This window comes from Cohnella fermenti, from assembly GCF_004801405.1.
Lineage (GTDB): Bacteria > Bacillota > Bacilli > Paenibacillales > Paenibacillaceae > Cohnella > Cohnella fermenti.
Genome location: NZ_SSOB01000007.1, coordinates 17,876 through 30,155 on the forward strand (window position 1 = coordinate 17,876; position 12,280 = coordinate 30,155).

The 12,280-nt window shown below is 56.0% G+C and carries 10 protein-coding genes; 8 read left to right on the forward strand and 2 right to left on the reverse strand.

What is annotated here, in order from left to right; genetic code table 11:
* The first annotated feature begins 174 nt into the window (after positions 1–174).
* Entirely contained in the window at positions 175–1,974 is a 1,800-nt protein-coding gene (locus E6C55_RS06970; protein ID WP_136369058.1) for a sensor histidine kinase, read from the forward strand.
* Positions 1,971–3,593: a response regulator gene (locus E6C55_RS06975; RefSeq protein ID WP_136369059.1), complete on the forward strand. Its 1,623-nt coding sequence runs from the start codon at positions 1,971–1,973 to the stop codon at positions 3,591–3,593. The genes E6C55_RS06970 and E6C55_RS06975 overlap by 4 nt, the downstream gene beginning before the upstream one ends.
* Positions 3,594–4,189: 596 nt before the next feature.
* Here E6C55_RS06975 and E6C55_RS06980 read toward each other — a convergent pair.
* Together E6C55_RS06980 and E6C55_RS06985 are read right to left on the reverse strand one after the other, a co-directional pair.
* Positions 4,190–4,402, reverse strand: a complete 213-nt coding sequence (locus E6C55_RS06980) for a sporulation protein (protein ID WP_168735502.1) — start codon at positions 4,400–4,402, stop codon at positions 4,190–4,192.
* 259 nt (positions 4,403–4,661) lie between these two features.
* A complete protein-coding gene (locus tag E6C55_RS06985; protein WP_136369061.1) occupies positions 4,662–5,471 on the reverse strand; it encodes an AraC family transcriptional regulator in 810 nt (269 codons plus the stop codon).
* Positions 5,472–5,548: 77 nt separating this feature from the next.
* Here E6C55_RS06985 and E6C55_RS06990 point away from each other — a divergent pair, with 77 nt between their 5' ends.
* The 6 genes from E6C55_RS06990 (at position 5,549) to E6C55_RS07015 (ending at position 12,264) form a co-directional block, all read left to right on the forward strand.
* Positions 5,549–6,646 carry an SGNH/GDSL hydrolase family protein gene (locus tag E6C55_RS06990; protein ID WP_230986582.1) on the forward strand — a complete coding sequence of 366 codons (1,098 nt, stop codon included), beginning with the start codon at positions 5,549–5,551 and terminating at the stop codon, positions 6,644–6,646.
* 39 nt (positions 6,647–6,685) lie between these two features.
* Positions 6,686–7,915, forward strand: coding sequence for a TolB-like translocation protein (locus E6C55_RS06995; RefSeq protein WP_136369063.1), 1,230 nt, complete (start codon positions 6,686–6,688; stop codon positions 7,913–7,915).
* Complete coding sequence (locus E6C55_RS35055) at positions 7,912–8,511, forward strand: acyltransferase (RefSeq protein WP_136369064.1); 600 nt, start codon at positions 7,912–7,914, stop codon at positions 8,509–8,511. The genes E6C55_RS06995 and E6C55_RS35055 overlap by 4 nt, the downstream gene beginning before the upstream one ends.
* A 259-nt stretch (positions 8,512–8,770) precedes the next feature.
* Positions 8,771–9,745 (forward strand): ABC transporter permease, encoded by a 975-nt coding sequence (locus tag E6C55_RS07005; RefSeq protein ID WP_136369065.1) that lies wholly within the window; start codon positions 8,771–8,773, stop codon positions 9,743–9,745.
* A gap of 13 nt (positions 9,746–9,758) precedes the next feature.
* Positions 9,759–10,634: a carbohydrate ABC transporter permease gene (locus tag E6C55_RS07010; protein WP_136369066.1), complete on the forward strand. Its 876-nt coding sequence runs from the start codon at positions 9,759–9,761 to the stop codon at positions 10,632–10,634.
* Positions 10,635–10,674: 40 nt separating this feature from the next.
* Positions 10,675–12,264, forward strand: coding sequence for an extracellular solute-binding protein (locus E6C55_RS07015; RefSeq protein ID WP_136369067.1), 1,590 nt, complete (start codon positions 10,675–10,677; stop codon positions 12,262–12,264).
* Positions 12,265–12,280 lie beyond the last annotated feature (16 nt).

Genomic DNA, 12,280 nt, shown 5'->3' on the forward strand with positions numbered 1-12,280 from the left:
GATGTTCTGGAGAATCGACACCCACGGATATAACATAATAGGTTCATTTATATGACATATATACAAGGAATGTCGGTCAAAAATAGAATTTATTTGAGAAATCGATTGACTAATGTTATAATTCATAACACTTAAATCAACCCCACAGATCCGCGTTTTCATGGAGGACCCGACATGAGATGGATCAAACAAAGCCTGCGCAGGCAACTAATGCTTCTAATTCCGTTGTCCCTTCTCATTCCCAGCTTGCTCTCCCTGTATATCAATTACCAGTTCACCAAGGATTCTCTTTACGATCAAGCGATCGAAGAGACGACCACCCTGCTGGACAGAGGATCCGATGATCTGGCCGGTTATTTGGACGACCTGAACCAGGTCTCGCTGTCGGTATACGCGGATGACGATTTCTATAATATCTTGCTCGGCAAGGCATCCACGATTGGATCCGGCGAATATTACAACAAGCTATACGATATGACTAGGGTGGTTAGAGAGATTCGCCAGATCTATCTATATCAAGCATCCAGCAATCGTTCTTTTCTGATAGTCGGCGGCTCTATGAAGCAAGGCTACGGACGAGCCGAGGCACCTCCCGCGAACCTTCAACCTTACGACTTCGTCATCCAGAACGTGCATCGGAGCGGGGACTACGGCATTCGACAGACGCCTAACCCGAAATCCGTTCCTGTCTTCACACTGCAGCGGTCGATCTACCTAGTACCTACCGACGAGGTAGTCGGCTGGTTATCAATCGATGTCGCTCCTGACGAGTTGAACCGCATCTTCCGCAATTTGGACGGTAATTTGCCAGGAGATTTGTTCATTTATAAGCAGTCTAAGGAGGGGCTCGGCGCTGTTTTCTATGAATCCCTGCCCGAGGATGCTAATTCTTCCTTCAACGAGACCGTCATGCGCCGCTTGGTCGGCTTGTCCGACGGAGCAGGCTCCTTCGCTATGAAGGAAGACGGCTTCGACGGTCTCTTGTTCTATCGAACCGTCCAATTCGGCAATCAGAGCTTCGTAATGGCCAAGCGAATCTCTGAGCATGCGTTGTATGCCAAGGCAGAGCGGATCACACTGATCAACTCAGGCATTGCTCTCTTCTTCCTCGCCGTCTCTATCGGCGTCGTATTGGCCGTATCGTTCAACATCTTCTCGCCGATCGGCCGCCTCATCCGGCATATGAGCCGCATACAGAACGGTCAGTTCTCCGCCACGATCAATCTTGGACAGCAGGATGAGATCGGCGCACTCGCGAACCGCTTCCAGACGATGATGGATACGATCAACGAGATGATCGAACGCGAATACGCGATCAAGATGGCGAATCAGCGCAGCGAGATCAAGGCGCTTCAGTCTCAGATCAATCCTCACTTTCTGAACAACGCGCTGCAGTCGATCGGCAGCGTGGCGCTGGAGGCCCAGATACCGAGGGTGTATACGCTGATCTCCTCGCTTGGGCAGATGATGTACTACAACATGAGAAATAAAGAAGAGCTTGTGGCGCTTGCGGAGGAGGAAGGATATGCGAGGCATTATTTAATGCTTCAGGAGCAGCGGCATCAGGGGCGATTCCGCTACGAGATCGATTCCGATCCTACAGCCCGGATGCTTTTACTTCCCAAGATGACGCTTCAGCCCGTCGTAGAGAATTATTTCGAGCACAATCAGCGGATCAAGGATGGCGAGCTCGGCATATGTACCCGCTTGTACGACGGAGAATTTCATCTGATCGTTCGCGACAACGGCGCAGGGATGAGAGAAGACAAGGCCGCATGGCTGGAGGGCGATCTGAATGCAATCCGAGAGATCGGAGAATCGATCGGCGACAGCATCGGATTGCGCAATGTGATGAGCCGCCTACGCTACTACTACGGCCATGAGGTGCACATTCGGCTGCAATCGCTGAAGCCGCAGGGTTTCGCCGTCACGCTGATTATTCCGACATCACAGCTTAGGGAGGGCTCGGCATGAAGGCATTGATCGTAGACGACGAACAGCATGTACGGACTTCAATTCGGCTGCTAGCCGACTGGTCGGCGCTTGGCATCGACGAAGTGCTGGAAGCCGAGGACGGCAAATCCGCGCTGGAGCATGTGCGGGACCATGCACCCGATATCATCGTCACCGATATTATGATGCCTCTATTGAACGGTATCGAGCTGATGGAACGGGTCCAGGCGCAGTCCCCACGCCGTCACAAGATTATCGTCGTCAGCGGCTACAATGACTTCGAATGGATCCGGCATGCGATGAGGCACGGCGGTATCGATTATTTGCTGAAGCCGCTCGACCAGCGTCAGCTGCAGGAGGCGCTGGCGCGAGCGGTCGAATACTGCCGTGCCGACAGGTTGGCGGACGCAGACGGACGGCTCGCGCTTGAGATGAATGAGCTCAAGCAGCTTTATCGCGACAAGGCGCTATCCGAGTTGCTCGTGAAGGCCGGCGTTCCCGTCCTGCGCGAGCAGCTCGCCCGCGCGATGCCTGACCTGGCGCATGCGGCGACGGGGCGGCTCGCGGTTGTTCGGTTCGCCGCCTGGGAGCACTGGGCTTCGCCGCCGGACGGAACCGATCCAGATGCACTGGCCTCACGCTGGCTGACTAGGCTGGAAGGATTACTGCCTGCGGGAGCGGTCGCCTTTCGCAACTGGGGCTCCTCTATGCCGGAGATCGCCATCCTCGTCTGGCGGGAAGGCTGCGATATGGAATTTCTGCGCGATGCGCTGCGTCGGTACGACGGTCCGGCTTCGGCAGACGGCGTGCATATTGGCATCGGGGCGAAGACGGAATTCCCGGCTTCCTTACACCGTTCCTATAGAGAAGCGGTACAGGCTCTTGCAAGGCGCAATCTGCTGAACGCGCGCTGCCGCTTCCATGAGATCGGCGAGGCAGTAGCGGAACCGCTTCGAAGGTTGTCTTTCGACCGCTTCGAAGAGAATTTTCTCACTTCGGTGCAAAGCGGCAAGCGCGAGCCGGTTCGGCAGGCGGTCAGCGAATGGTCGGCGTACTTGCGCGAATTCGACGAGCTCGGCCTGCAGCAACTTCAGCAATGGCTAGAGGAATATCGGATGGTGAAGGAGCGTTGGCTTGACAGCTTTTACGACGAACGGCCGGGGGGCGATCTTCGGCTGCTCTCCACCGCGCTTCGCCTGCATTTGAATCCGACGGGAGAACTGACACTCACTGCGTTGGAAGGGGCACTCGAGATGGATCTCCTCGCGCTTCAAGAGGCGTTTATTCAATCCCGGCAGTCCCGGCAGGTCAACGTTATGCAAGAGATTGCCCGGTTCCTCCAGGAGAATTACTGGAAGGACATTCCGCTCAAAGAGATTTCCGAGCGCTACTTCCTGAACAAGGAACACATCTCGCGCCGCTTCAAGCAGGAATTCGGCGAATCGATCACGGACTACACCAACCGCCTGCGGATTGACAGGTCCAAGCTGCTTCTTCTCAACCCGGCCTTGAGAATCGCCGAGATCGCCGAGATGATCGGCTACCGGGACGAGAAATACTTCAGCCGCGTGTTCAAAAAATTCGAGAAAGTCCCGCCGAACCTGTATCGGGGAGCCGCCAACACGCAGTACGAGAGATAGATGCTCCCGCAGTATCTCGCACAGGGGTACAGGAACGCCAAATTCCACAGCACGAGCTTTACCCGGTGAGAGTCGCGTCCAAGCGTGACCGGAGAACCGCCGATAATCCGACCGCTGACGGACAACCGCGCTAGACCTTCGATTATTTGAGCGAAGGGGTCAATAAACACCAACCAGAAGGTCTCTCGTTACGTTGGCCCCAGTTCGCTGCGGCCCACCGTTTCCCGACCATATGGTGAATCAGGCAGCAAGTGATTTCCGCTCTATAGATGTTACGCTGAACCATACCACAAGTAGGGCGACCAGGAAGCTCGATGATTTATAAAGAAATGCCAGCCCTTCAACTGACTCAAGGCTGTTTCCTACTTGTAGGAAGGTTCGGGTGCCGCTGACATCTCTCGAATAAGGGATGTCAGCGTTTCTTTAAGAGAATTCGCGTTCAATTCCAATGACAAAACCTCCTCTTTTTTTCAAGGGGCTTCGCCACATTTTTTCAACTGCTTATCAAGTCTCTTTTCGATTTTTACGCAAAAAAAGAGCGGGTTATCTTTTCGATAACCTGCTCTTGCTCTTGATTTTGGACCCTAGGCCTTAACTTAATGACATTGGGTCCTGCCCAAGGTCACCGAGGTATGCACGGGCAGATGAAGAGAGACGGGGAATTCGTACACCTGCTCCGCCTCCACGGTGAAACCTCCTGCCAAGAGAATCCGGGAGATGACCGCGTCCGACTCGAACTTCGAGTCGTTCTGTTCCTTCAAGTAGCGCGTCATGACGTAGGCGTAGACGTCGTCGACCTGCTGCTCCACCCGGCCGCCCTGTCGAGCATTCTTTTGAACATGGACATTCTCGCTTCTCTCCTCTGAAGCGGTTTCATGAATGTAGCCGCACAAAGCTTCTCAGGCGGTATTCTGTCGGCGAGCAACTGGCTTCCTTGCGGAACGCCTTGACGAAGTGGTTCGCATCGGCACTTTGTGCAAACGATGCTCGTTTCGTGAATGGTAATGATCCGAGGATAAAAATATAATGAGGACATTGGAGCGGATAAAACCCGGCCCCGACCCGACGTTATCGCCGAATATACGCCGAGGGTGGCTCGCCCGTCAGCTTCTTGAACAGTCTGCTGAAATAATAGATATCTTGGAACCCGACGGACAGCGAAGCTTCCGTTACGTTGCAATCGCCGCTAAGCAGCAGGTCCTTCGCTTTATGAATGCGGATATGGTGCTGGTACTGAATCGGGGTCATGCCGTTGATTTGCTTGAACAGCAAGCGGAAATGGGAGGAGCTGAGACCCGCGAGCTCTGCTAGCTCGTCTATCGAATAATGTTCCTTGTAATTCGTCAGGATGAGATTCGTCACTCCCTCGATCGCATTGTAATGCGCCGTTCCGCGGGCCGACCGGTCCTGTTCCTTGACGACGGCGTATACGATGTCCATCAGAATGCTCTTGCACTTGATCGTGTACCCGCTTCTCCGGCCGCTCCAGACCAGATTTAATTCGGTGAAGACATTCGGCAATTTGTACAAGTGGGAGCTGGGCATCACATTGCCGAACCGGTCGAAGAGCTCGCGGGTTGGCTCCGTCAGGAATTCGACGTCGAACGAGACCGAATAGAATGACCAAGGGTTGTCCGCTCGGGAACGGGCAGAACGAACGAGTCCTTTCGGGAAGAACAGCAGGTCGCCTTTCCGAACGGTAATTTCGGCTCCTTCAATGACGTAGAGCGCTTCTCCATCGGTACAATACGCGATCACGTACAAATCGGGAGAGCTGAGACGATCGAACTTCCAATCCGGATTCGGGCTCCGCTCGGTGACGTGGCCGATTCTCGTAATGTGGAAGTCGTAATCGTATTGAGCGGAAATTGCCGACATGGCTCATCTCTCCCTTGGCGTCTTTTCTTTCAGTATACCGGATTTTATCATCCTATCGTGCAAAGGGGTTTATGAACGTGAACTTGGACGCATTAAAAGCGGAACGCGGCAATAAGGAGCCCGAAGAAGGGAAAGGGGCCGCGATACAGTGGCATGATCCCCGGAAGCCCCCGTTTCAGATCGTCGGGTTCCCTTGGTTCGACCGGGAAGGCCTCTATCGTCGTCTGCCGAAGGATCCGGCTTATCCGGTTCGCGAGCCTGTCGACACATTGGCCAATTGCACGGCGGGTGGGCAAGTTCGGTTCCGCACGAACTCTCCGGTCTTGCGGCTGTCCGTCAAGCTGACGGGCTCGGCGGAAAAGTACCACATGGCCGCCACGGCACAATGCGGCTTCGATTGTTACATCGGCGGCCCGGGCAAGGCAAAGTATGCGAGCACGACCCGGTTCGACGCCAGCGCAACGCAATACGAGGCGGTTCTCTACGAAGATCTCGAAGAAGAAACGCGCGACGTTACGATTCATTTCCCCCTGTACCAAGGAGTCGAAGAAGTGCGGATCGGAGTCGCAGAAGGCGCCGAGCTCGCCGTGCCGAATCCGTTCGCGAGCGAGGGCAAGCTGTTGTTCTACGGGACGTCGATTACTCAGGGCGGCTGCGCCAGCAGGCCAGGCATGGCTTATCCGAGCATCGTCGGGCGCCGGCTGAACCGCGAATGCATCAACCTTGGGTTCTCGGGGAACGGGAAGGGGGAGCCGGAGCTGGCCCGTCTGATTTGCGAGATCGAGAGCCCCGATCTGCTGGTGTTGAATTATGTGCCGAATGTAAACCCGGACGAGTATCGCGAGACGTTGCCGGCATTCGTGGACATCGTACGAGCCGCTCGGCCGCGGTTGCCGATTCTCGTCGTCTCCGGCATTCGGTATGCGATGGAGGGGCTCCGACCGTCTCTTCTACGTAATCGGACAGAATGCCGAAACTTTGCGCGAGCTTTCGTGGCCGGGAGAAGGACGGCCGGCGATTCGGCGATTTCCTTCGTTAACGGGGATACGCTTCTTGGCCGGGAGTACGAGGACTGCACGGTCGACGGCGTCCATCCGACGGACCTCGGTTTCCGGCGGATAGGAGATCGCTTGGCCAAGGAGATCGACGGAATGCTGAAGGGGCTATCGAGATAGCCAATCGTACCCAACTTCATGCGGAAGAGAGGGACTGTCATGACAAAGAACGAGCAAGCCGATTTTATCCGTTCTTTCCCTATTAAAGACCGTTGGTGCGTGCACAGTTACTATACGTTAAGCCCTTATGCTCCGGACGGTTCGGGGCGGATTCTCCTTGCGGGCGGCGACTTGGAACGACAAGCGGGCGAGGTTGTGATTGTCTCCGAGGCGGGCGAAGTGCTGGAGCGGTTCGGAGAAACCGCGCTTCATTCAGGTTTCTTCCATACGGGACTATGGCAGACCTGGAGCCCGGACGGCCGCTATGTTTACTACCAGAGCGGAACCCTGAATCGGCCTCGAATCGTAAGGCGCGAGCTCGAGAGCGGGGAAGAACGGACGATGGAGGGGGACATGGAAGGGGCTCCGCCGTTTGGCGAGCCGATCGTATCCGGCCTCATGGGGATGCTGTATGCGGCAGGATATGGAACCGGCCGGTTTCAGCCCGGGATGGCTCCGGTCCCGTTCCAACGAAGGGGAGAGCACGGCTTGTTCCGCTTTGCCTTCGAGGAGAAGGAGGCGATCCAGCCCTTGCTGCTTAGCGCAGCCGACGTGCTGGAACGGCATCCGGACCGGGAACGTCTGCTGCGGAGCGACCGCGAAATTAAGGCCAGGTTGGGCGAAAAGGACGGGTTGACGCTGATGTGTTACTGCGTGAGGTGGAATCGGGACGGCAGCCGGCTGCTGTTCTACTTCGGCAATCACGCCGTCGATCGGAGCCGGGAGGAGCCGAGGCTGAGTTACGTCTTTACGGCGGACAAGCACTTGCAGAACCTCCGCCTAGCCGTGGATATGAGCTATGGCCGGCCAGGCGTGCATTGGTCGTGGCATCCGGACGGAGAGCATCTGATCGGCTACGGTCCCGATCCGGAAGACGAGAGGCGAATGTGCCTGGCTCAAGTCCGATACGACGGCAGCGGGTACCGCAAGCTTAGCGCCAACGCGAGCGGCGGACATCCCGGGATTTCGCCCGCAGACTACAATCTGCTCGTCACCGACACAGGAGGAATCCCCGGCGAAGTGCTGTTTATCGACGTCAGGACGGATGAGGTCCTCCGCAGCGTGAAGCTGCCCCGGGTGCTGGGCGCCAGCGAACCGCCGGGACGCAATCGATACCGGGTATGCCATCATCCGGTATTCTCTGCGGACGGAAGCAAACTGATCGTCAACACGCTGCCCGGAGACCACGCGGCGGTATGCGAAATCAACGTCGCCGAGGTGCTGAGATGAGCATATGGTCGTTGCTTGCCGGCGGCTACAGCATGCCCGACCAACAAACGTGGGGGAGAAGGCTGGCCCTCAAATATGGGTACTGGCTGGCTTCCCGGCATTCCCGTGTCGAAGCGCATCCGACCTGTCGGATCAGTCCCGAAGCTTGGGTGAATCCGCGAGAGGGCGCGATTCGGATCGGAGAGGATTCCAGCATCGCGCTGGGCGTGCTGTTGCAAGGGAACGTCTCGATCGGGCGCAATTGCTCGATCCAAGCGTATTCCAACATCGTGGGCTACGGGGCGTCGGACGATCCGTCCGGCCGGATCACGATCGGCAACGACGTGCGAATTGCGTCGCATGCGATCATCATCGCGGGCAATCACCGCTTCGACGATCCGGATCGGCCGATTCGAATGCAGGGTGTCGACATCACGGCGATCACGATCGAGGATGACGTTTGGATTGCCGGCAGGGTGAATATTACGGCCGGCGTGACGATCGGACGAGGCTCGGTCATCGGCGGCGGCTCCGTCGTCACCCGGGACATTCCGCCTTACAGCGTCGCGGTCGGCGTCCCCGCCAAGGTTGTCAAACGAAGAAGAGCAAGCGAATAAGAGAGTACTGGAAGGCAGTCATCCCTCAAGCGAGGGGAGACTGCCTTTGCTTATTTTTGCGGGAGCGGGCGGACTGCAAAAAAGTGCAGCGGCAGGAATGAACATTTTTGCCGTAGCGGTGCGGCGGCGCCTCGAACAGCCGAAGCCAGCGGCTTCTCGGCCGGATGGACGGGGCAAAAGAGTCGCGTAGACGATGCGGCGTTTCCTGCCGTAAATTAGAGCTACCACCGGTGGAAATGACGTTTCAGGAGGGGTGAACATGGGCAGAGCGGCGGTAACCGTCGAGCAGAACGGCAAACGACAGCAACCATACGGAACGGGAACGCGCGCCCAGCGAACCGTCCGCATGCTTATTCGCGATCGATACTTATATTTCCTCGCGCTTCCAGGCATCGCGTTTTTCATTCTTTTCAAATACGTTCCGATGTGGGGGCTGATCATCGCCTTCAAAGATTTTTCGCCCTACGTCGGCATGTGGCAAAGCAACTGGGTGGGGTTTGAGCATTTTCGACGGTTTTTCGGCAACGACGATTTTTACTTGTTGCTCCGCAACACGCTGGCGATCAGCAGTTTGAATCTGCTGCTTTTCTTCCCGGCGCCGATTCTGGTCTCCATTATGTTGAACGAAGTTCGGCACCGGGTTTACAAACGGGTCGTGCAAACGGTCATTTATTTTCCGCATTTTCTATCCTGGGTCATCATCGCCGGGATCAGCTTCATCATGCTAGGACAGGCGGATGGCGTCATCAACGGGATTCTGGAGACGATCGGCCTGGAGAAAATCCCGTTTCTGACTTCCCCCTCGCTGTTCTGGCCGATGCTAACCCTTCAGAATATCTGGAAGGATGTCGGATGGGGAACGATCATCTTTCTCGCGGCCATGTCCGGAATCGATCCTACGCTGTACGAAGCGGCCAGAATGGATGGGGCAGGGCGATTTAAGCAGATTTTCCACGTAACGATCCCCGGCATTCGGAACGTCATTATGATCTTGTTCATCCTCAAGCTCGGCGAAGTGATGGATGTCGGTTTCGAGCAGGTCTTCCTGATGGGGAACGCGGCGGTATCGAACGTGGCCGAAGTATTCGACACGTTCGTCTATCGGAACGGCGTGCTGAACGGGGAGTTCAGCTATACGGCTACGGTAGGCCTGTTCAAGTCCATCGTCGGGCTCGTTCTGGTCGTGACGGCCAATAAGCTGGCGAAGATGGCCGGCCAGGACGGTCTATATTGAGGAGGTGCAAGTCATGACCCAAACATCGTTATCGGAAAAGCTGTTCGACCGGATCAACCTGCTGCTGCTTGCGCTGCTCTCTCTGGCGATGCTTTTTCCGATATACTATGTCGTATGCGTTTCGTTTACGGACCCGGCGGAGCACCTGAAGGGCGGGCTCCTGTTCTACCCGAAAGGGCTTACGCTGGAGAACTATCAGTATTTATTTTCCACCCCCCTATTTCCGCGCGCGATCGGGATTTCCGCGTACCTCGCGGTGTTCGGAACGTTGCTCAGCCTGATTGTCACTTCCTCGCTGGCTTATTCGCTGTCGCGGAAGCGAATGCTCGGCCGTAAAACGATGCTGAGACTGATCCTGTTGACGATGCTTTTTCATCCCGGCATTATCCCTAATTATTTGTTGATCCGGGATCTGGACTTGATCAATTCGCTCTGGGCGCTTATATTGCCGGCGCTGAGCAGCGGTTGGAACGTGTTTCTGATGAAGGGGTTCTTCGATAATATCCCGGACGGGCTGGAGGAGGCGGCGGTGATCGACGGCTGCAACGACATTCAAGTCTGGTGGCGGATCATTCTGCCGCTGTCGCTGCCAGCGATCGCGACCTTCGGCTTGTTCTTCGCGGTTGCTTATTGGAACGTATTTTTTAACGCTGTGCTATACATCAATGATTTTCAGAAATGGCCGCTTCAGCTCGTCCTGCGGCAAATGCTGATCGATTCGAGCACGTCCGTCGGAGGAGGCACGGTGCTTCAGGAAGGTCAGATCATCAACACGGAATCGCTCAAGATGGCGGCCGTGATCATAGGCTGTCTCCCGATCATGCTCGTGTATCCGTTCCTGCAGAAGCACTTCGCCAAAGGCGTGCTTGTCGGTTCGGTCAAAGGATAAGAACAAATAATCCAGAAACCTATAAGGGGAGAGTAGATCAATGAAATCGAAGTTGCCTTATTCCGCAGGGAAGTTGTCTCTTATTCTGTTGTCCTTCGCGCTCGCCGGCGGAGCCTTGCTGTCGGCCTGCAGCCAAAACTCCGACGGGAGCGACGCTTCCGGCAGCCCGTCGGCAGGCGCCTCGGCAAGTGCCTCCGCGAGCTCCGAGCCGCCGACGCCGATCAGCATCATGACGACCTTCTTCGGCGACGAGCCGCCCGGACCGGACAACGTCGTGATCAAGGAGATCGAGAAAAGGACGAACACGAAGCTGAATATCACTTGGGTGTCGTCGAACAGCTACAACGAGAAGGTCAACGTGACGCTCGCTTCCGGAGATTTTCCCGATTTGACGCTCATCCTCGACAATTTCGCCCAGAACGTCAGAACGATGGCCGCACAAGGAGCTTTCTGGGACCTGGAGCCGTATATCAAGGATTATCCGAACCTGATGGAGTATCCGCAGGAAGCTTGGGATAATTCGCGTTACCAGGACGGGAAAATCTATTCCATTCCCCGCGTCCGCGGTCTGGATACCGGAATGGTTGCCGTTCGCAAGGATTGGCTGGATCGGCTCGGTATGGAGCCGCCGCAAACGACGGATGAGCTGTACGAGGTCATGAAGGCATTCACGACCGGCGACCCGGACGGCAACGGAACGGCGGATACGGTCGGCCTCGTCGGCTACATCAGCGCGGACGGCTTGAACCTGGGCTCCTTTAACTCTATTCTGAATACGTTCCAGGGCGCGAACGGCGGTTGGAAAATCGACGGCAACGGCAATCTCGTCAACATGACGACCGATCCGTCGACCAAGGAGGCGCTTGCGTGGATGCGCAAAGCCTATGAGGAAGGGCTGATCCACAAAGATTTCGCGACTCTCAAAAATACGCAGGCGCGAGAAATCGTCATGGCCGGCAAAGCGGGCGTCAACTTCGAGCCTGTCTCCGGCTCCTGGGTGATGACGGAAGGCGTCCGCAAGATCGATCCGCAAGGCGACATGCTGCCGCTCGTCTCGTTAACGAATCCCAAAGGCGAGCAGTACGTCGGGAAAGGAATCGGGTATTACGGCACGTTCGTCATTCCGAAAACCGTGTCGGAGGAGAAAATGAAGAAGATTCTCTCCTTCTTCGACTATGGCGCTTCGCCGGAAGGCTACGAGCTGGGCGCTTACGGCTTCGCGGACGTTCACTTTACGAAGGACGGCGACTTCTATCAGCAGACGGAGCAGGCCAAGAAGGACATCGTCTCGACTTCGGCATTCGGCCAGGTGTTCACCCGATTTAATAAATACGCTTATGCGGTAGCGCCGAACGTGTCGACCGATTACTACGAACGGAGCAAAGGGATCATCGATCAAATCAGCGAGATCAGCGTGAGCGACCCGACGAACGGACTGTACTCCGAGACCTGGAGCAAGTACCGCAACGAATGGTTGAAGAAAACGACCGATCTTCAGGTTAAAATCATTCTTGGCAGCGTGTCGCTCGAAAGCTGGGATGACTACGCGGCCAAGCTCGCGGAGGACACGAACTGGATCAAATCGATCCAGGAGCTAAACGACGCGTACAAGACAAAAAAAGGCCAGTAAGCCTCGGCTAAAACAT

What these genes read in the sequence shown, in the direction of transcription:
- E6C55_RS06970 (WP_136369058.1), top strand. Translation starts at nt 175, where the DNA reads ATGAGATGGATCAAACAAAGCCTGCGCAGGCAACTAATGCTTCTAATT.
- E6C55_RS06975 (WP_136369059.1), top strand. Translation starts at nt 1,971, where the DNA reads ATGAAGGCATTGATCGTAGACGACGAACAGCATGTACGGACTTCAATT.
- E6C55_RS06985 (WP_136369061.1), bottom strand. Translation starts at nt 5,471, where the DNA reads ATGTCGGCAATTTCCGCTCAATACGATTACGACTTCCACATTACGAGA.
- E6C55_RS06995 (WP_136369063.1), top strand. Translation starts at nt 6,686, where the DNA reads ATGACAAAGAACGAGCAAGCCGATTTTATCCGTTCTTTCCCTATTAAA.
- E6C55_RS35055 (WP_136369064.1), top strand. Translation starts at nt 7,912, where the DNA reads ATGAGCATATGGTCGTTGCTTGCCGGCGGCTACAGCATGCCCGACCAA.
- E6C55_RS07005 (WP_136369065.1), top strand. Translation starts at nt 8,771, where the DNA reads ATGGGCAGAGCGGCGGTAACCGTCGAGCAGAACGGCAAACGACAGCAA.
- E6C55_RS07010 (WP_136369066.1), top strand. Translation starts at nt 9,759, where the DNA reads ATGACCCAAACATCGTTATCGGAAAAGCTGTTCGACCGGATCAACCTG.
- E6C55_RS07015 (WP_136369067.1), top strand. Translation starts at nt 10,675, where the DNA reads ATGAAATCGAAGTTGCCTTATTCCGCAGGGAAGTTGTCTCTTATTCTG.